Here is a 19562-nt window from a genome sequence, read left to right on the forward strand (position 1 = left end):
TACCCCTTTCCACTTATCTATAAAGGGTACATACCCAGATAGGAGCAGTTAAAACGCACTTTTTAACTATTCTAAAAATAAATTTTCTTTGTTGAATTTTTGTTGACAAAACGAAAAAGCGCCATCCTAAAAATAAAGAAGGATTTGCGCTTTACGTTAGAGAATATCTTTTATAAATCTAGTCATATATGCCTTTTTTCCGCGACGATTCATAGGAATGGAGAGCTGCAAGGATTCCTTGGCTCTTGTCATTGCCACATACAATAGCCTGCGCTCCTCTTCTAATGCCTGGATTTCACCGTTTCGGTAGGATTCTAGTGCGAAGTCATGTGGTAGACTGCCATCGACGGCGCTAAGGACGTAAACATTTGTATACTCAAGCCCCTTAGAGCGATGGATGGTGGAGAGATGGATGGCATTCGTATATTGCTTGCTGAGCCTTTTCATCTCATCTGTTTTGGCAATCATATCTTCCACATGGTCTAGAAATTCAGCGATGGTCTTGAACTTGCGGGCAACTACCTTCAAATCACGAATGTCATCGGATCCTTTTTCAAGTGCGTTCCCTTCATTACCGCGTTTCTTAATGTATTCATCAAAGCCCATGTCTTTTTCAATCATCTCCAAAGCAACGGATGGGGATACGGTGGCAAGTGATTTAAATAATGGGATGATCCGATTGATTTTTTTTACTTGAAACGGTTGTATATTGGTCAATTTACTCAATGATTTTACTAAACTGCAATCTTCCAAAATACTAATGGCTTTTGCATCTTGAAGGTTTGATTGCTTGAGGAAGAGAGCCGGCAGAATATCTGATAGAGCCTGAACATCATTGGAGTCACGACTTAATCTCAGGAAACCAAGGATGCCTTTCACAATCCGTCTTTTATAGAAGCTTTCGTAGTCTTGATCAAGCTTGAATGGAAGGCCGGATTGTGAGAGCCTCTCAAAAATTGCGCGTGCCGCACTATGGGTCCGGTATAGAACAGCAAAGTCACTAGGGGTGGCGCCTTGTTCAATATGTTCCTTCATATCTTGTACGATAATAGTAGCTTCCTCTTCCTCATCATAAGGGTAAAAAAGAACAGGGTAATGCTTATTGTCTCGTTGAGCGATCATCTTTTTCACTCGGCGGTTCTTGTTTTTTTCAATTACCTGATTGGCTGCCGCAACTATTGTGTGAGTTGATCGGTAGTTTTCAGAAAGGGTGACGACTTTATTAGAGGGAAAGTCCTTGTGGAAGTTTAATATATAATCGGGACTGCTGCCTCGAAACGCATAAATCGACTGATCATCATCCCCAACCGCGCAGATATTTCCGCTTTTGGCTAGTAGTTTCATTGTTTCATATTGAACTTTATTGATATCTTGAAACTCATCAATCAGGAAATATTGAAACCTTTCCTGATATTTCGTGAGCAGAGTTGGATTTTCCAACAAAAGTTCGTAGCAGCCAAGCAACATATCGTCAAAATCAAAAACGTTTTTCTCTCGCTTCCAGTCCTCATAGTCCTGATATAAACTTTGAAACTGCTCCTCTAGCTTGCTGGTCGGTTTAATCTCCTTTGGTGTCTGCATATTATTTTTCCAATAGCCTATTTGCTGAATGGCCTGATCGAATGGGAAGTCCTTTTCATCCAAACCAAGCTTGCGTCCGGCCTGTTTTAGGAACTGCTCCTTTTGCCAATCCCATTTCAACAAGTTCTCACCGTTCCACCTCTGGGGGTGATGGTGTTGAAGCATTCTGTAGAAAATGCTGTGAAACGTACCAGATAGAAGATTAGCGAACATTCTTGAACCAGGGGTCTCATATAGGCGCAGTCGTTCTTTCATTTCATTGGCTGCCTTTGCTGTAAAGGTAATTAGCATGATTGATTTTGGATTGACTTGTTCCTCTTGGACCATATAAGCAACCCGAGTGATTAATACCCTTGTTTTCCCGCTGCCGGCACCTGCTAGTACTAGTAATGGCCCATCCACTGTCGAAACTGCTTCTTGCTGGGCAGGATCTAATAATATATTTTTTTCTTGTAATCCATGAAAGAACCCGCTTATATTCAAATGGCTTTTCGTATGTTCTTTAATAAAGATAGGAAGATGTGTTAGCTGCTTTGGCCCTTTCCATGTCTCCACTGGCTTTTCTTTTTCCAAAATAACAGTTCTCGTTTTTGGATAACGAAATCCATCTCGTTCCACATATTCTTGTTTTTGGGTTATCACTGTTTCTGTCTTCGGTATTTCTTCTTTATGAGTTATAGAAGCATCTAGGTGATAAAAATGAGGTTCTTTCCTTAATCCTAAATATAACTTGACCCTCTCACCACAGATTTTGCATGTTAGATCGCCCTTTACACCGGCGTCGTACACCTCTTGATACAATTCTCTAGTCATTGATTTTATATGTAATGTTCGTTCTTTCCAAACAGCAGATTTCATTGTGCAGACTCCTTTATAACCGTCAATCTTATCCATAGTACCACATATTATATAGAGAGAACACGAGTCAAAGGAAGTTTGTGTTATGCAAAAACAGGGAAAATTATAGATAGAATAGGAAGGGGAGAAATGTGATGGGATATGTTTTACCAGTACAAATGGATGCCTACACACAATATGCAAACCGTACTATTTCTGAGAAACAAAGGCTTAAGCTTGATCCTGTAATAAGACCGACTTTTTATCGAGTGGACCCGCAGCTATCGTGGGAAGAAATCCATAAAAATACCCAACACAATCAGTTTAATCGAAAAAGAGAAAAGCAGGCTTCTGGCATTTCCGATAAATTATTGGCCGACATAACAGGAAAAGGACGCTTCTTTCACGAAAGCATATAGTAGTTTAATGAAACAGGGAGTGTGTGTGACGTGGAGTTTCATTCAATAACAGATAACGTGTTTTATTTTCAAGGGGCCGTTAACATAGGTTATGTGCGCTTTTCGAACAGAGAAGGAATGCTCATTGATGCAGGGCTTGAAGAACAGGCCATGAAAAAAGTGTTAAAAACGCTGAAAAACAAGGAACTACCATTAACGCATTTATTTCTAACCCATGCGCATGCTGACCACTATGGAGGAGCGGCCTATTTGCAAGGGCAACATAAGGTTTATACAATCGCTCCTAAATTTGAAGTTGCGATTCTTCACGAACCGATGCTTGAGCCATTGTACTTGTTTCATGGCGTCAACCCAATCCAGGAATGGCGGAATAAGTTTTTAGAGGGAAAGCCGGTAAAAGTGGATTTAATTCTTGAAGAAGCAGGTGAGGTGATAGTAGAAAATGCCCACTTTCAGACCGTTGATTTACCTGGGCACAGTTATCATCAGTTTGGGATAATGGTCGAGGATATACTTTTTGCCGCCGACGCCTATTTCGGTGTGGAAGTCATACATAAACATGGCATTCCTTATATTGTCGATGCAAAACAGACAATGGAAAGCCTTGATAAAATAAAAAGCCTCCCATGTGCAGGTGCGGTACCTGGACATGGGAGGTTTGAAATAAACTACCTTCCTACCATTGAAGAAAATATACAGGTTCACCGCCAGATTGAGCTCTTACTATTCTCGCTGGTTATCCAAGAAAAAGAAGGTCTAACTATTGAACAGCTAGTCACAAAAGCTTGCGACGAAAAAGGAATTACCATTCGCAACGTGCCGTCATTTATGTTATTCAGAACAGCGGTGACAGCTTATTTGACCAAGTTAATACAAGAAGACCGCGTGAACCTAATCGTTCGAGACAATCAATTGGTCGTGGAATCTTCTTCGGTGTAAGGCATAACATATATTGGCTTTCCTTCTTCCCATTCAGCAAATACAATGTCTTGTGGGGTATGGTAGCCAATTTTTTTTATTTCGTTTATTAGCCATTGCTCTGAGAGGTTAAATTCATCTAAATTGTCTGTTAAAATTTCTCCGTCAGAAATCACAGGAATCGGAAGCGTGACACTTTTAATAGGGATATTAAGATCTTCATTAATAGGTTGAGCATATGGGTGTTTCTTTAACACACTGACAGTTCCATCAGTTTCAAGTATGGCATACTCCACTTCTTGAATGGAGAAAGCACCTTTTGAACGAAGTAGATGTCTTAGTTGATCAATATCTAGTTTGCATTTCTTCAACTCTTTTTTGTTTATCATTCCTTTATGTATGACGATAGACGGTCTTCCTTCTAATATCCCTCTAGTTTTTCGCACTTTCTGTGTGATCGTTTCAAGTAATAAGATTAAAATTCCCCACATCCCTAATGTGAAGAGGATTTTTAGTACACCTATATCATTATCATATAATGCATTTCCCACAAGTTCCCCTAATACAAGTGCTGATATGAAATCAAATGGCGTTATTTGAGTGATTTGAGTTTTACCGAGCATCTGGGTAATGAAAAATAGGGCAAAGAAACCGATTACCAATTCTACTGCAATTTGACCGTAGTCCATCATTATTGTGTCATCCTTTATGTTAGGTCCTTGACAGTAGTATTAGTTAGGAGCAGGTAAAGTATGAAAACAAAAAAAGATATCTCTCGTCGGTTTCCCTTGGAGAGATATCTATTTAGATATTTTTAGTCATGGTGACATGAGGAATTCCTGCATCCATAAAAATGTCAGATATCGTTTCATAACCTAGTTTTGCATAAAAGGCTTCCGCATGTGTTTGAGCATTTAGCTTTAATACATGCATTTCTTTTGTCTTTGCATATTCTTCAATGGTATTCATGATAAGTCGACCAGCGCCTTTGGATGTACGATAGGAAGGGAGGACGCAAATACGCTCTACCTTTCCTATGCCTTCCACAATACGAAAGCGACCAGCTCCGACTGCTTGATCTTCATCGTACAATACAAAATGGGTGGAGTCTTCTTCGTATTGATCAATCTCTTCTTCAAGAGGAACATTCTGTTCTTCTACAAATACCGTTTTCCTGACAGAATAAGCATCCTGCAGTTCTTTGTCTGTGTCTACTACTTGTACATGCAAGGGTCAGCAATCCTTTCCAAAGCGGAATGTTTCATAAACCGTCCACATTCCATCTTCTAATTGATATAAAAGGTGGAAGCGGTCAATCATTTCTTCATGTTCAATATTGGTCATTTTTAATTGACCCAGAACGTCCGAGTGTTCATCATCAGATAAATTTTGCCCGATCGTTATATGCGGCACATAGGAAAATTCACGATTATCCTGGAAATATCCTATGCCGGAATGAAGTTTCTCATGTAGGGATAAAAGTTCGTCTGTTGGATCTACTTTAAGGTAAATGACATTGTTTACTGGAGCAAAAGAGCTCACTTTATAAATATTCAAAGGGATTGGTGTGGTATCTTTCGCGATAGCAGCAAGCTCATCAGTTACTGATTTCATATCACTTTCATCTATTTCGAATGCTGTTTTCAACGTCACATGCGGCGGAATTAATGCGTAGTGAGTGTCATAACGTTTTCGAAATGAATTTGCGAGATCTTGTAATTTTTTGGTCGGAAAAATAGCTATTCCATATTTCATCCAATATCCCTCCTATTAGCGTTTGCAATATAGTAACTTCTACTTTTATTTTATCGTAATTTTTTTCAAAAGAATAGAAAAGTTTCCCGTTCATGCTTAAATAACTATTGGTGTAGGATAACACCTGTAGTTTTTCGTTCCGGATATTCGTTTTACGAGAGGCGGTGCTGGAGCCTATTCGACTTAGTCAAGGTCACTGAAAGAGTCTTTGAATTTAGATATTGTTAAGACACCGCTGTGGATTTCCGCAAATGGCTTCGCTTTCCTAGGGGCTGACGTGAGCCTCCTCGGCTTCGCCTGCGGGGTCTCCACCTAGCGCTATCTCCCTCAGGAGTCTTCGCCTTTTGCTCCAATCCACAGCTCTAAATTTCCAACTGCCAACTAATTTCACTTAAATTACGATAGCATTTTTGGTAGGGCTTGTTTTAGGTCAGGTTGCCAGTAGGTCCAGGTGTGTGTGCCTTCGAATTCTTCGTAGTATACAGAAAATCTTTTTTCTTTCATTAGTGAGTGCAGTGCACGGTTTGGTTCGATGAAATTTTTCTTCTCTCCATTTGTGGTAGGTACTTCGGTTTCCTTTGTACCGATTACATGGTAAAGAGAAAGGAAGGAAGGTTGGCCGAATTCTTCCACTTTAGTCATGACCTTTTCATCCACGTATGGAGATTGCATGATGACTTTGCCAAATGTGTGTGGGTAAGAAAGAGCGGTCATCAAGGAGACAGTGGCAGCCAAAGAATCTCCAATAAGAGCTCGTCCCATACCCATTTGATACGTTGGATATTTCTCATCGATATATGGTGTCAGTTCATGTGCAAGGAAGCGAATGTACGCACTGTTTTTGCTTCCGTCTGGGTGATACTTTTCCCAACGATCTTTTACGTCTTTGTATGGAATACCTACGATAATGGTATTTTGCATTTCGTTTGCGGCTAGCAGTTTGTCCGTTGTGCTTCCAATACGACCTAGTGTGAAGTAGTCTTTTCCATCCTGTGCTACCAGGATGTTGTATTTATAGAGTGGTGAATAGTTAGCTGGTGTGTATACCATTAGGGTCATTTCTTCATTAAGTTCATTGCTGTAGAGTGTGAATTCCTCAATACGCCCAACGTTTTTGCTCATTGTTCATTACCTCCTGTGATGCCTTTATCTATTGTGGTAAGCGCTTTACCCACTATAATACCATATCTTTCATCTATTTGTTGAATGGTAAGCTTTGTTGTCGAGAGTTTTTCAAACTCCCTATTTCCTTTCGTTTCAGGTGTTCGCTTTCCGCGGGTTTTTAGAATTTTCTTTAAACACCGCTGGTGATTTCCACAAATGGCTTCGCTTTCCTAGGGGCACTGTTGGAGCCTCCTCGGCTACGCCTGCGGGGTCTCCACCTAGCGCTATCTCCCTCAGGAGTCTTCGCCTTTTGCTCCAATCACCAGCTAGGGATCATTAAAAACTTTACGTTATCAGTTTTTCAATGGCTCACTCGTTGCGGGGTCTCAAGCTACCGCTACCTTCCACTCCAGTCAAACGGGTGTTGTAATTTAACAGTAAAAACCACATCATAAATTATTTCAATTATTTTCTGTCAATATATTGACCTTTTACACATACGTTATATAATATATTTTATCCAATTAATCCGATTAATCTAATATGGATTATGCGAAAAGTGTAAAGTAGGTGCATAGGTTGTTTTTACAGATATCTGATATATCAAAAATTTATACACAGCAAAATGTTGAAAATAAAGTGCTTTCATCCATAAATGTGGACATAAAAGAAGGGGAGTTTGTATCCATACTTGGGCCATCTGGCTGTGGGAAATCCACCTTGCTTTCCATGGTGGCAGGATTACTTAAACCAACAGAAGGAGAAATCCGACTGAAGGGATCGGTCATTACAAAACCAGGGAAAGACAGGGGGATGGTATTTCAGCAGGCAGCTTTATTTCCTTGGATGACGGTGCAAGAAAATGTGCTTTTTGCCATACGTGAAATGAAAAACAAGGAAGAAAGAGAAAAGAGGGCCCTTCATTACTTAAAGATGGTGCAGCTAGGCAGTAACCTTAAACAGTATCCGCATGAATTATCAGGTGGCATGCAGCAAAGGGTTTCTATTGCCCGAGCACTTGCGATGGACCCGACTGTTCTATTAATGGATGAACCTTTTGGTGCCTTAGATGAACAAACGCGGTTGAGACTTCAACAGGAACTAGAAACGATTTGGTTGCAGACGAAGAAAACCGTATTGTTTGTCACACATAGTATTCATGAATCAATTAAACTGTCTGATCGGATCCTTGTAATGGGGACACGACCTGGAACAATTATCGCAGACATAAAAGTAAATGCAGTTCGTCCTCGTTTACGGACAAATGAAGAGGTAGCACTGTTGGAAGCACAAATCAGTGCAATGTTAGAAAAAGAGATTGATAAGGTTGTAGAAGAGGAGTTGAGACGATGAAAGCTGGAGTTAAACGACTCATTTTCTTTGCATCCTTATTTATTATTTGGGAAGTGGTGGTGCTCTTAATCGGTTGGTCACCGGCTGTGATGCCGAAACCATCGAATGTAGCTGTGGCACTTTACCAAGGGTTTATGGATAAAACATTGCTCTATGATTTAGGGGCGAGTTTTAAGCGCCTAGGAGTGGGACTTTTTTTGGCACTCATCATCGGAACCCTGCTTGGAATTTGGCTAGCGAAGTCGAAAACGGCAGATGAAACAGTGGGGATGCTTGTCCTTGCTTTGCAAAGTGTACCTAGTATTGTGTGGTTGCCTTTAGCAATCATATGGTTCGGTTTTAACGAGACGGCTATCATCTTTATTGTAACGCTTGGTGGTACGCTCGTAATGACAATTAATATGAGGATGGGCATAAAAAGTGTCCCGCCTTTATATATCAAAGCTGCTTCCACAATGGGAGCAAGTGGTGTGGAGATGTTTTGGAAGATTATTTTACCTGCATCTGTTCCGTACGCGGTGACTGGTGCAAGGCTTGCATGGGCGTTTGCATGGAGAGCGCTGATGGCAGCTGAATTATTGAGTATGGGACCTGGTTTAGGCTATACGTTGAAATATGCGGCAGATTTCGGCCAGATGAGTTTAGTTTTTGGAGTCATCATAATAATTTGTGTGATTGGTTCAGTGGTTGATTTAGTTATCTTCCAGCGCTTTGAGAAAAATGTCATCAAACGCTGGGGCTTGGATTCATAAATAGAGAGTATGGGAGGAAAAGAGATGAAAAAAGGTTGGTTGATTCTTAGTGCATTATTTTTATTAGTAATGGGGGTCCTTACTGGTTGCGGTTCTGACACAAGCGGATCTAATGGCAAAGAGAAAATTGTAATTGGGTATTTTCCTAATATCGATCATGTTCCAGCAATGGTGGCGCGTGAGAAAGCTTTATATGAAGAAGCCCTTGGTGATCAATATGAAGTGGAATACAAAACCTTCCCTGATGGTGGGGCATTTATGACGGCATTGAAAACAGGAGATATTCACGGTGGCTTAGTTGGACCAGGTCCGGCAATGAACAACTATGTAAGCGGAGCAGATGTGAAAGTGGTGGCGGGAGCTTCTTCTGGTGGAACGGTAATCATTGCTAGTAAAGAGAGTGGCATTACATCTATTGAAGGGCTTGATGGGGCTACATTCATCACACCAGGTGTTGGTTGTACGCATGACGTTCAAATGGAAACATTTTTACAAGATTATGGTTTATCCTCTGCCCGTATTGGGGGAAGCATGAAGCATGTAACAGGAAATCCTGCACAATACGCGGGGATGTTTGAAGCAGAAAGTGTAGATGCTGCGGCAGTGCCGGAGCCATGGGCTTCCTTGTTATCCATCGAGCACGGTGCGAATATTCTTGTTGACAGTAAAGAGATTTCGTTTGGTACTACTCTACCTAACACAATCTTTGTTACAAGTGGCAAGCTGATTGACGAAAATAAAGATTTGGTGCAAAAATTAGTGGATGCACATCAAGAGTCTATAGACTTTATTTCGGAAAATCCGGATGAGGCAAAAGAAATTGCAATTACTTCTATTAAAGAACTGACAAACCAAGAACTTTCAAAAGAAGTAATTGATTCTGCTTGGGAAAGAATTCGCTTTACTCATGAAGTAGATGCGGAAGTGGTGCAGGAATTCGCAAACTCTTCCTTTGAACTTAAATTCTTGAAGGAAAAGCCTGATTTCAAAAATTTCATTGATTCACAATTTGTTAACTAGCATTTCATAAGAGTGTCGGGCTATAATGGTCTCGACACTTTTTTATGAGTTTGGAGGAATAAACTTGAAAAGAATTTGGCCATTATTGCCACTTGTAATTTTACTTGCTTTGGCTGGTTGCGGAAGCAGCGAAGTTAATTTAGATGAAGAATTTTCCATGAAGCTTGATGTAGAAGAATTAGAAGGTGTAAATCAGGACAAACAGGCCTTTTCGAGTTCGGAGCATGAAGGAGAATTCTGGCTGGCTAATTTTATCTTCACCAATTGTGATACAGTTTGTCCCCCTATGACAGCCAATATGGCAAGGGTGCAGAGAGAAATGAAGGAAACAGGTGTTGAAGTTCCAATTGTATCTTTTAGCATCGATCCTGAGAATGATACCCCCGAAGCGTTAAAAGAATATGGTGATTTATATCAAGCAGATTATCAAGCGTGGAATTTTGTCACAGGATATGACCAGGAAACGATTGAGCGATTTGCAAATGTATCGTTTATGGTTCCAGCTTCCAAAGAGGAAGGTTCGGATCAGTATATGCATAGTACTAGTATTTTCTTGGTAGATAAAGAAGGATTTGTAAGGGAGTCGTACAGTGGACTCGATGTTCCTTTAGAAGAAATCATGGAAGATTTAGAAAAAGTAACGGATTAACTATAAGAATTACGTTTTGCCTTGAACACTCATATGATGTCATATGGGTGTTTTATGTTTATTAGGAAAGCATGAAAAAGTATGGGGGAAAACGATGGATATTACCAAAACAAACTGTCTTTCTAAAGAGGAATATCGAGAAGTGGTTTCGCTGTTAAAAACATGCGAAAGGCATGATTCGTTCGAAATAGGTGCTTGTCTAAATTTATCCATGATACAAAAAGGGGACGACAAGCATCTTGATATTATTTTGGCGCACGAGAAAAAAGAATTAGTTGGCTTTTTGGGATTATATTCATTTGTCGATCCAAAGAAGGTGGAGCTTGCAGGAATGATTCATCCTGCCTATCGAAATCAAGGGAAGTTTAGTAGGTTGCTAGAACATGCTAAGCAAATAACGAGGGAACGGGATGCAAATGAAGTGCTTTTCGTTTGTCCAATAAAGTCTGAATCTGCAATTCATCTCGCATTAAAAATGGAAGCGACGTACATGTATACCGAATTCACCATGGAATATAAGGGAATATATCATAAAAAATACGATTGTCCTGTAAACATGTCCATTAACAAAGCAGATTTGTCAGAATCAGCAATGATTATGAAGCTTTTTTCGGAAGGGTTTGATGTTGCTCCTTCTGATGAAAATGTAAAAAGACTTATTGAGAGCAATTTGACTAAGCTGGGATATGAGCTGTTTCTTGTACATGTAGATAAGATTCCTATTGCGACAATAACTATAAGTGATGAAGAGGAATCAGTGTATTTAAGCGCATTTACGGTCACTTCATCCCAAAGAAGAAATGGATATGGACGTGCCATATTGGAGAGGATCATAAGCGACATTAAAGTTAGGTACCCTAAAAAATCAATAAGGTTAGATGTGGACGTGAGAAATGAAGGGGCAATAAGGCTCTATGAGAATATTGGTTTTAGAGTAGTGGATGGGTTTGATTATTATCTAGCCAAGTAAGGGTTTTCATCATTTGTGATGGAAGAGGTGGCAGCAACGGCTACCTCTCGTTTGTTACATTGATTTTTCATGTGAAGGTGATGAAAGTTGTTGTTTTGGAAGGTAATGTTCGACGAGTTGATCAAGGTAGTTTATTTTTTCAAGCGCAAGATTTTTGTCAATTTGTTTATAGTGGTGGTTTCCGCCTTTTTCCTCGTCCATTTCATCCGCTAGCTTCACTACTTTTTGTAATGGACTTCTTTTAACGTCTATTTCAGGCAGGTAGGAATCTGTATGCAAAAGGATAGCTACAGAAATCTTTTTAGCGTTTTGTGGATTTTCTCCTAAGCGAATTAATAATTTGTGAGCGCGCTCTGCACCTTTAATTGCATGGATATCATTTTCTCTGTAAAGCTCATAGTCCCATTTTCCTTGTCGGTACCATTCATAATGTCCAATATCATGCAGAAGAGCTGCTTTGGTAGCCAAATCTACACTAACATTATATTTAAAAGCCAAATGAAAGGCATGGTTGGCCACTTCTAGGGCATGAGCTACACCGGAGCGCTTTAAATACTTCTGTGTAATAGGGTGTGTGAAAATATCGGTAAGTGTTACTTCTCTCATTAATATCTCCCTCCTGTAAAAATGTTTTTCTTTATAGAATATCATAAATGGAGTAGAGTGTGCAATAATTGAGCGCGTTTAAATGACTTCATTTTCATATTTTTTTCTCATAGGGCGAAATGACATGATACTCTGTAACAGAAAAGTCCTTTTTGTTTGTCGTAAATAACAAAAAGCGGTAACAGTTTTTTCATTGACCTCCAATACCATAATGTTCCTTTGGGTGATGGAGCCGTCCTTTGCCATATATATCATTTCTATTGGTGTTCTGGAAACTCTAAAGGTATCGAGTAATCGTTTCATCATATCATCTCCTTACATTCATTATATACGAACATACGTTTTATATTCAATAAAAATACGAACGTATATTCTTGTTGTTTTTTGGGCAGTAAGGAATATACTTGAAATAAGAAAGGGAGGTGATTTTGTGAAACCATCTACCACATTAAAATGGGTAACTGGAGGAATGGAGGCGTTTTTGGCAATTCCTTTTCTTGGCGGTCTAACTGTGATGGGTTTTGGTTATTCTCCATTAGGCCTTATGTTGATTTTACATATCATTACGTTGGTGTTTAGTGCAAAAGAAGGGCAGAAGTTTCACGGCAGCATCTGGGGAATTGTTACTTCTTGCTTAGGTTGGGTCTTTTTGCTTGGTTGGGTCCTGCATACTGTAACGGCGATTATTCTTATGATTGATGCTTTTGCTTCGGGAAGGAAAGAAAAAGGCGTGGAAGTATGACCGTTCCGAGTTTGGGGCGGTTTTTCATTGTTTGTAAATGCCGCTGTTACTTTCCGCAAATAGCTGCGCTTTCCGCGGGGCGACCTTGAGCCTCCTCACTTCGTTGCGGGGTCTCAACATTGTCGCTACCCTCCCGCAGGAGTCTCCGCTATTTGCTCCAATCCACAGCTATAAATCCCGCCTGATTTTGAGATAATTCATCTAGCGTGTATTTTCGTAAAATCTTCTTTACAAACATGTGCGGACTATCTATAATAATATTTACAGTCGCATACGTGATCTGATAGTTCAGTGGGAGAACACTACCTTGACAGGGTAGGGGTCGGGGGTTCGAATCCCTCTCAGATCATCTAAAAAGCTCCATCCTTTTAATCAGAGGGTGGGGCTTTTTCTTTCTAGGTTTAAAAAATGGGCTTGTTTCTTCAATCAGAAATGTTGACAATTATACCTAGAGGGGTATAACATATAAGGAAAATGAATCGTATTGGAGGAGATGGTCGTTGGTCATTTCTGTTGCTTTGTTATGCATGATAGTTTCTATTTACGTTTACAATAGATATGTTCCTGTATTAGGTGTTCCTTGTGTTAAGGATCTTGAAAATACATCCGCTGTAAAAACTATTGATGTAAGAGATTATAACTACGTAGATGAACCCGTTCAGGCTGCAGTCAATATCCCTGTTGCTTATCTGCAACGTAACTACCAACAATTTCAAGGTGATAGAGTAGTTGTTCTTGCTTCTAGTCATATGGAAAAAAACATTAGTGTTCGTTACTTAAAGAAAAAAGGTATTGAAGTGATTGGATATAGGGTCATTGGTAATAGCTGTAAGTGCCCGAAGCTAAAAATGGTATAAGACGAATTGACAACTCGGAACATAAATTCCGGGTTTTTTTATACTCGAAAAAGGCAGGTGACTCTATTATCTGTCTATTTTTTTGTGATTGAGGAAATAACACAGTCACTTTCTAGTAAAATGAATATACTTTTAATAGATTAGCAGAGGGGGTGAGAGTCGTGGGAGTTGTGTATGTAGAGTGCAAAGTTTGTTGCAAATTTAAGTGTAAATGCTTTAAAAGATGTGAGATGGACTATGAAATGGACTATGAAAAGGACTATTCAGATCGAGGTAAAAGAAGCTGTGGTTGTAGTGCTGGAGCATCGCGTTATTACAGGTACAATGATTAATTGCTAGTAGGAGAATAGACGTGCGCTAAATGCGTTCGTCTATTTTTTTGTTTTAGTAGAAACACACAAGCGTAATCTAGCAATTAACATATTATATAGTATCTCAAGTAATAGGAGGTGATAATAGTGGGAATAGTTTATGTAGAATGTTGTGATAGAAAACGTTGTTGTTGCTGTTGTGATGATGATTGGGATAGATGTCCAAATCCGGTTAGGTGGAATGAAGGCGCTGAGTGTGAGGGGTTAAGACAAGATCTCGCAGACAGGGGAGTAGTAACTGTAAGTGGCCTACAGTTCAGGTTTTATAATCAAACGATGAAATATAGTGCTACTTTCTGTACTTTAGGTTTCAGAACACCTACGGTAACAGAGCTACAAGTAATTGCAACTAGTCTAACATCCGCTGAGGTTGGTGGTACTCCATTATGTCCGATGTTAGTATGGGCTACAAACATGGGGAATCCTGTATTAGTTGAGGTGTTTCCTTCAACTGGAATTGTCCAAGAGGTTAGGACACCTTCAAGGTATTGCCGTGCATACCGTATTTGTATTGCGATTTAACAAATTAAAAAAGGTTAACAAAGAGGCTACCCAAATGGAAAGCCTCTATTTTTCAAAATATAGATGATAATGTAGTTGGCAACCAGGGTTAAAGGCAGCCTTACAAGTCGGGCAAATCGATTGACTGTTTAAGTACTCGTTAATGGTCAGTTCTGTTTTACAGTTCCCGCACAGAATTGCATTGGCATGAAACTCATGTTTAGGCCAGACACTGGCTGGGTGATCTGCATGTTCTTCGTGACATTGATAGCAAGGGTAGTATTCCCCGCAACAATGAAATTTTATGGCAATGATATCTTTTTCTGAATGATAATGCGTGCAACGTGTAAAACTATCAACTGTGGAACCGAGTACTTTTACAGTCATTCCATTTATCTCCTTATTTTGTGAAATTAATTAGGTTGCCAAACTATTTCACCAGACATATTTTCTTCATCTATTTCCACTTGAAAATCATGTTTTTCATAGAAGTGAACTAACCGATCTACGTGATCCCAATCACGCTTTGCGATATCACCAGTAATACAATGGATATTCTGATCTTTGGCTACTTCTTTAAGATAATTCATGCAGATAGAACCGTAACCCTTATTTTTAGGGCCTTTAATATCTCCAATGAAAATGGTGTCATCCTCTTTGTATGTTGCTTGAATGGAGAAATCCCACTGGCCACGATAGGCAGATTCGCAATCGCTAAGCATAATTTTACATGAGTTATGGTCATTGTTTGTGTAAACGACCACCCAGTTATCGTCTTTCGTTTGATCGATGCCGATTACTTGCCATTTTTTAGCTATTTCTTTCATGTTTTCTTTCATGCGGAACATTTGAATTTCCAATTCATCTAATTCCTGTTTGATTTCTTCTTTATCTCTTGTCTCTTCTTCGGCCATGAATAAGCTTGTGAAAGACATCTAATTCCCCCTAGTACTTTATTTAAGCAATCTACAAATATAGTTATTTTCCGAGCAAAATTGACAATCAGCATATTATTATACAGGTGTTTTATATATCTTTCAAATTACACGTAAAAAAATAAAAGCAAGTCATCGCGAAGGATAACTTGCTTTTATCTTTTTTATTCGAATAAAGGCGCTAATTAGTTGATGAATAGCGCAATTAGTAACTTGCTTCATCACAAGCATTATAAGCTGTCCAGCTATATGGACATGATTTATAAATGACATAAAAGTATTATATTCGTTTGCCGCGGTATAATTCCATGGTAGTTTCCCTTACTTAAACAACGTAAGCCCTACCTCTCATACGTCCTTACAGCTCCTAGGCCGTGCCAGATCGATTAAGCCTTTGTGAAAAAACTATATGGAACGCCAGTGCATCCTTGTGACACGTTGGTATTGCTTAAGAATGTCATAACGTTCTTCCTTTCTATATCAAGTTACTAATGTGTTGGGTGTATACCCAAACTAGTATTATACAACATATAATAGAAATGTCAAGAAGATAAAATAAAACTCGATTTTTGTAGGAAAAAATTTTTACTGAATTCTGTTGGAATTTGGTAAAATAGAAAAAAGATATAGAGAAGTAGTTGAACAATTTATAGGGAGACTAGATATGTTAAGTCAAAACTTACAAGATTTGAAGCAATCAACAAGTAGTGCAGAAGAATTCCTGAGAAACAATGAATTGGCTAATCTCATTCAAAAACAAGTTTTTGCAACCATACTGGAAAAGAAGCTGGATTTGTCTGAAAATGAGATGAAAATTTGGATTGCAGGATGCTCCACTGGGCAGGAAGTCTACTCTTTGGCAATTTTGTTAAAAGAGACAATAGAATCCATGCATGATGTTATGGGAATGGAATTTAAGATTTACGCTACGGACTTGGATTATGATTCTGTAAAGGTTGCTGGTGCGGGAGTCTATCCTGAAACGGCTTTTGAAAATGTTCCATCTGACATTCTGAATAAGTATTTTGACAAGAAGCAGGATTTTTATGTAGTGAAAAAATCAATAAGGGAGAATATCATATTCGCCCCTCACAACATTGCAAAAGATCCGGGGTTTCAACATCTTGACTTTATCAGTTGCAGAAATGTACTGCATTATTTTCAGCCGACACAGCAACAACGGATTATCTCTTCTTTCCACCATTCTCTAAATGAGAGCGGATATTTGTTTCTGGGACAATCGGGTTCTATAGGAGATAGCAAAGAACTATTTCAAGCGATTAATAAAAAGTGGAAGATATATATAAAGCAAGAGGTGGAAGATCGTAACCGCAGTGAAGACGCGGGCCTTCATGCAATACAAGAAAAAAGTCAATACGAGAAAGAGTTGCAGTTATTGAATGAAGAATTGATCCAAGCTAAAGAGCGCATTGTTAATTTACATGGGAAGCTTGAGGACATTCACTTGAAGTATGAGGATAAATTTGAAACGCTTAAAATTGATTCGTATCATCCCATACTCTTCGTTAAAGGACTTCTCCAAATAATTAAAAAGCAAGAGTTCTACAAAGAAGAATATGCTGCTGCTATGCTTAAAGAGATGAAGAAGCTTGAATTGGCCATTGAAAGCTTTCTAATGGATGATCAATAAGCACAATAAAACCCCCGTCAAATCATCGACGGGGGTTAAATTATTTTATTTAGAACGGAGAAGGTCTTTAATATCTTCTAATTCCGTCTGAATTAATTTAATATATTCCAATTTTCCAACCTCTGATAAGTCGTCTTGAATAATTCCAAGTAAATCATTGATAGTGGAAATTTTTCTTTCGGTTTGTTTTTTATGAAACTCAAAAGAAGTATCAGGTTCTACACTTGTTGTAACAACATCGTTCCATTCATTGTTCTCAAGCTCTTTCCGCCATTGTTGAAATTCCGACTGTACGTGCTGAAAGGCAGACGTTTCATTCATACATACTAAATGAATGAGCTTTTCTTTTTGTTGATAGTGAAAATAAACAGTGAACAAGGTAGTGGGAGAATCTGTTGTTTTTAAGTTTAACTCCATCACACCTGGTGAAGGAAGAGTTTTTATTTGTTTTAGCTTTCCTCTACTATCCCAATCTACCAAGTCTAGAAATGAGGTAACTGGATAGAAGATGCGGGTGACTGACTGGGATACATCGATAATTTTAAAATCCTCAGTCATTTTGAAATATGGGACGGGAATCCGGTACATTAAAGAAGCACTCCTCTATTGATAGTTCCGGCTTCCTTTCTATAATTTTCCAACCATTGAAAAAGGAAGGTTGTATCCTTAGCAATGAGAGTTTCCGCAGGACAGCATGACCGAAAAGCAGATTCCGCATGCAGGCGGCTTCCAACTATGAAAGTGGTGCCAGCGTTTATAGTTTGCAGTCTTTCTATTGTTTCTTTTAGTTTTGGAAGGTGATGTCTAATGGATACGGATATACATACAACATCCGGGTTCCATTTTTTTAAGCTATATTCTGCATAGTCCAACGGCAGGTTGGAACCAAGGTCATACACATCCCAACCAAATTCTTCAAAGAGGGAAGAGGCCATTTTCAATCCCAAATCATGTTCTTCCCCTTCTACACAAAAAAACATGGCTCGTGGGGAAGGAGAGTGCTCCTCTATTAGTCTATCATTTAATTTTTCTAAATGATATTTGGTCAAAATCATCTCGCATGTCCCTGTCGCCAAGTGCTCATGCGCAACAGAAATTTTATTTTCCTCCCACATTTCGCCAATGCGGTACATGGCGTCACGAAGGATAAAGTCATAAACAAACGAACTATTGTAGCCCTGATCTATGGTATCTTTTACACAAGACCAACCGGAGGCCACCTTTTTATCGAGAAGTAATTGTGATAGTTTCTTGGAGATTTCATTCAATTTGATCCCTCCTATTAACGCATAGTAATAATATACAGTATACTATATTTTCCTTAAAATCAAATGCTTCTTCTTTGAAATGCTCTTTTATGTCTGTCAGCTGCTCGGTTATGGGATTAAAATTACCTTGACACCGGACTATACAAGACAAGGATTTTCTCTTATGCTTAATAGAGGTAAATATTAGTAGTAAAGGAAGTGTCTCAATGACTTATCAACCAAATGTACAGGAAACCTTTTCATTAATCAAAGAACTTGTTTCTATTCCGAGCCCTTCAGGAAATACGGACAAGGTAATAGGTTATGTTGAAAGGTACTTAAGCGAATCTGGAGTAGAAACAGTACGAAACCGTAAGGGAGGCTTAATTGCTTCCATTAAAGGAACCAATGATAAAGAACATCGCATGCTAACAGCCCACGTCGACACATTGGGAGCTATGGTAAAAGAAGTTAAATCGAATGGTAGATTAAAACTCACGACAGTCGGAGGGTTTCGCTGGAATTCCGTCGAAGGGGAATATTGCGAGATAGAAACATCTTCTGGAAAAACATACACAGGGACCATTCTCATGCATCAAACTTCTGTGCACGTCTATAAAAATGCTGGAGATGCACCAAGAAACGATGAGAATATCGAGGTACGCATCGATGAAAAAGTCACCAACGCAGATGAAGTAAGAGCTCTAGGAATTGAAGTGGGAGACTTTGTTTCTTTTGATCCTAGAGTACAAATCACAGAAAGTGGATACATCAAATCTAGGCACCTTGATGATAAAGCTAGCGTGGCGATTTTACTCAAACTTATAAAATTTATTCAGAACGATAAAATTACTCTTCCATATACTACACACTTTTTGATTTCTAATAATGAAGAAATAGGGTATGGTGGGAACTCCAATATCACCCCGGAGACCGTGGAATACCTTGCGGTGGATATGGGAGCCCTTGGAGATGGACAATCATCAGACGAGTACACAGTGTCTATTTGTGTAAAAGATTCCAGCGGACCTTACCATTATGGATTAAGAAAGCACCTTGTTGATCTCGCAAAGAAAAACGAAGTGGATTACAAAGTGGATATTTATCCATACTACGGCTCAGATGCATCCGCTGCCATCCGTTCTGGCCACGATATCATCCACGGATTGATTGGCCCGGGAATTGAATCTTCCCATGCCTTCGAACGCACACACGCAAGCTCGATTGAAAATACGGAGAAATTGATTTACCATTACTTGTTGTCTGGTATGGTGAAGTACTAAAGTGAAGAACG

Annotated in this window: 22 protein-coding genes and 1 tRNA gene; 13 read left to right on the plus strand and 10 right to left on the minus strand. The window is 39.1% G+C overall.

What is annotated here, in order from left to right:
- Window positions 1–156: 156 nt before the first annotated feature.
- On the minus strand, window positions 157–2439 hold the full coding sequence (locus HF078_RS20405) for a UvrD-helicase domain-containing protein (RefSeq protein WP_169292785.1): 2283 nt from the start codon (window positions 2437–2439) through the stop codon (window positions 157–159).
- Window positions 2440–2573: 134 nt separating this feature from the next.
- On the opposite strand from HF078_RS20405, the gene HF078_RS20410 reads away from it, so the two are divergent.
- Both HF078_RS20410 and HF078_RS20415 read left to right on the plus strand, forming a co-directional pair.
- Entirely contained in the window at window positions 2574–2837 is a 264-nt protein-coding gene (locus HF078_RS20410; protein ID WP_169292786.1) for a hypothetical protein, read from the plus strand.
- Window positions 2838–2867: 30 nt separating this feature from the next.
- Window positions 2868–3776 carry an MBL fold metallo-hydrolase gene (locus HF078_RS20415; RefSeq protein WP_169292787.1) on the plus strand — a complete coding sequence of 303 codons (909 nt, stop codon included), beginning with the start codon at window positions 2868–2870 and terminating at the stop codon, window positions 3774–3776.
- Here HF078_RS20415 and HF078_RS20420 read toward each other — a convergent pair.
- The 4 genes from HF078_RS20420 to HF078_RS20435 all read right to left on the minus strand — a co-directional run bounded on the left by HF078_RS20420 (window position 3746) and on the right by HF078_RS20435 (window position 6632).
- On the minus strand, window positions 3746–4447 hold the full coding sequence (locus HF078_RS20420; protein WP_169292788.1) for a DUF421 domain-containing protein: 702 nt from the start codon (window positions 4445–4447) through the stop codon (window positions 3746–3748). The genes HF078_RS20415 and HF078_RS20420 overlap by 31 nt on opposite strands.
- 112 nt (window positions 4448–4559) lie before the next feature.
- Window positions 4560–4985, minus strand: coding sequence for a GNAT family N-acetyltransferase (locus tag HF078_RS20425; protein ID WP_169292789.1), 426 nt, complete (start codon window positions 4983–4985; stop codon window positions 4560–4562).
- A 3-nt stretch (window positions 4986–4988) separates the two neighbouring features.
- Window positions 4989–5510 carry a YjcG family protein gene (locus HF078_RS20430; RefSeq protein WP_169292790.1) on the minus strand — a complete coding sequence of 174 codons (522 nt, stop codon included), beginning with the start codon at window positions 5508–5510 and terminating at the stop codon, window positions 4989–4991.
- A 396-nt stretch (window positions 5511–5906) separates the two neighbouring features.
- Window positions 5907–6632 carry an alpha/beta hydrolase gene (locus HF078_RS20435; RefSeq protein WP_169292791.1) on the minus strand — a complete coding sequence of 242 codons (726 nt, stop codon included), beginning with the start codon at window positions 6630–6632 and terminating at the stop codon, window positions 5907–5909.
- A gap of 561 nt (window positions 6633–7193) precedes the next feature.
- Here HF078_RS20435 and HF078_RS20440 point away from each other — a divergent pair.
- The 5 genes from HF078_RS20440 (at window position 7194) to HF078_RS20460 (ending at window position 11358) form a co-directional block, all read left to right on the plus strand.
- Entirely contained in the window at window positions 7194–7967 is a 774-nt protein-coding gene (locus HF078_RS20440; RefSeq protein ID WP_169292792.1) for an ABC transporter ATP-binding protein, read from the plus strand.
- Window positions 7964–8719: an ABC transporter permease gene (locus HF078_RS20445; protein ID WP_169292793.1), complete on the plus strand. Its 756-nt coding sequence runs from the start codon at window positions 7964–7966 to the stop codon at window positions 8717–8719. The genes HF078_RS20440 and HF078_RS20445 overlap by 4 nt, the downstream gene beginning before the upstream one ends.
- 24 nt (window positions 8720–8743) lie before the next feature.
- Window positions 8744–9739: an aliphatic sulfonate ABC transporter substrate-binding protein gene (locus HF078_RS20450; protein ID WP_169292794.1), complete on the plus strand. Its 996-nt coding sequence runs from the start codon at window positions 8744–8746 to the stop codon at window positions 9737–9739.
- A gap of 64 nt (window positions 9740–9803) precedes the next feature.
- A complete protein-coding gene (locus HF078_RS20455) occupies window positions 9804–10388 on the plus strand; it encodes an SCO family protein (protein ID WP_240951803.1) in 585 nt (194 codons plus the stop codon).
- Between the two features lie 94 nt (window positions 10389–10482).
- Window positions 10483–11358 carry a GNAT family N-acetyltransferase gene (locus HF078_RS20460; RefSeq protein WP_169292796.1) on the plus strand — a complete coding sequence of 292 codons (876 nt, stop codon included), beginning with the start codon at window positions 10483–10485 and terminating at the stop codon, window positions 11356–11358.
- A gap of 54 nt (window positions 11359–11412) precedes the next feature.
- On the opposite strand, the gene HF078_RS20465 is transcribed toward HF078_RS20460, so the two are convergent.
- Window positions 11413–11964: an HD domain-containing protein gene (locus tag HF078_RS20465; protein ID WP_169292797.1), complete on the minus strand. Its 552-nt coding sequence runs from the start codon at window positions 11962–11964 to the stop codon at window positions 11413–11415.
- A 430-nt stretch (window positions 11965–12394) separates the two neighbouring features.
- Here HF078_RS20465 and HF078_RS20470 point away from each other — a divergent pair, with 430 nt between their 5' ends.
- From HF078_RS20470 to HF078_RS20485, 4 genes are all read left to right on the plus strand, one after another.
- On the plus strand, window positions 12395–12706 hold the full coding sequence (locus tag HF078_RS20470) for a hypothetical protein (protein WP_169292798.1): 312 nt from the start codon (window positions 12395–12397) through the stop codon (window positions 12704–12706).
- Window positions 12707–12983: 277 nt separating this feature from the next.
- Window positions 12984–13055: transfer RNA gene (locus tag HF078_RS20475), tRNA-Val, on the plus strand.
- A 151-nt stretch (window positions 13056–13206) separates the two neighbouring features.
- Window positions 13207–13563, plus strand: coding sequence for a hypothetical protein (locus HF078_RS20480; RefSeq protein ID WP_205831690.1), 357 nt, complete (start codon window positions 13207–13209; stop codon window positions 13561–13563).
- Window positions 13564–14021: 458 nt separating this feature from the next.
- Window positions 14022–14456: a hypothetical protein gene (locus HF078_RS20485; RefSeq protein ID WP_169292799.1), complete on the plus strand. Its 435-nt coding sequence runs from the start codon at window positions 14022–14024 to the stop codon at window positions 14454–14456.
- 45 nt (window positions 14457–14501) lie between these two features.
- Here the strand turns inward: HF078_RS20485 and HF078_RS20490 are convergent, their stop codons facing one another.
- Window positions 14502–14822, minus strand: coding sequence for a CHY zinc finger protein (locus HF078_RS20490; RefSeq protein ID WP_169292800.1), 321 nt, complete (start codon window positions 14820–14822; stop codon window positions 14502–14504).
- 26 nt (window positions 14823–14848) lie between these two features.
- Window positions 14849–15370 carry a GNAT family N-acetyltransferase gene (locus HF078_RS20495; protein WP_205831691.1) on the minus strand — a complete coding sequence of 174 codons (522 nt, stop codon included), beginning with the start codon at window positions 15368–15370 and terminating at the stop codon, window positions 14849–14851.
- Between the two features lie 664 nt (window positions 15371–16034).
- On the opposite strand from HF078_RS20495, the gene HF078_RS20500 reads away from it, so the two are divergent.
- The gene (locus tag HF078_RS20500) at window positions 16035–17021 is read left to right on the plus strand and encodes a CheR family methyltransferase (protein ID WP_169292801.1); all 987 of its coding nucleotides are present in this window, start codon (window positions 16035–16037) and stop codon (window positions 17019–17021) included.
- A 45-nt stretch (window positions 17022–17066) separates the two neighbouring features.
- Here HF078_RS20500 and HF078_RS20505 read toward each other — a convergent pair whose 3' ends face one another.
- Both HF078_RS20505 and HF078_RS20510 read right to left on the minus strand, forming a co-directional pair.
- Window positions 17067–17609 (minus strand): hypothetical protein, encoded by a 543-nt coding sequence (locus HF078_RS20505; protein ID WP_169292802.1) that lies wholly within the window; start codon window positions 17607–17609, stop codon window positions 17067–17069.
- The gene (locus tag HF078_RS20510) at window positions 17609–18289 is read right to left on the minus strand and encodes a cobalamin B12-binding domain-containing protein (RefSeq protein ID WP_169292803.1); all 681 of its coding nucleotides are present in this window, start codon (window positions 18287–18289) and stop codon (window positions 17609–17611) included. Before HF078_RS20510 ends, HF078_RS20505 begins: the two co-directional genes overlap by 1 nt.
- Before the next feature lie 206 nt (window positions 18290–18495).
- On the opposite strand from HF078_RS20510, the gene HF078_RS20515 reads away from it, so the two are divergent.
- On the plus strand, window positions 18496–19551 hold the full coding sequence (locus tag HF078_RS20515) for a M42 family metallopeptidase (protein WP_169292804.1): 1056 nt from the start codon (window positions 18496–18498) through the stop codon (window positions 19549–19551).
- Window positions 19552–19562 lie beyond the last annotated feature (11 nt).

The organism is Bacillus sp. RO2 (genome assembly GCF_012911845.1).
GTDB lineage: Bacteria > Bacillota > Bacilli > Bacillales > Bacillaceae_I > Sutcliffiella_A.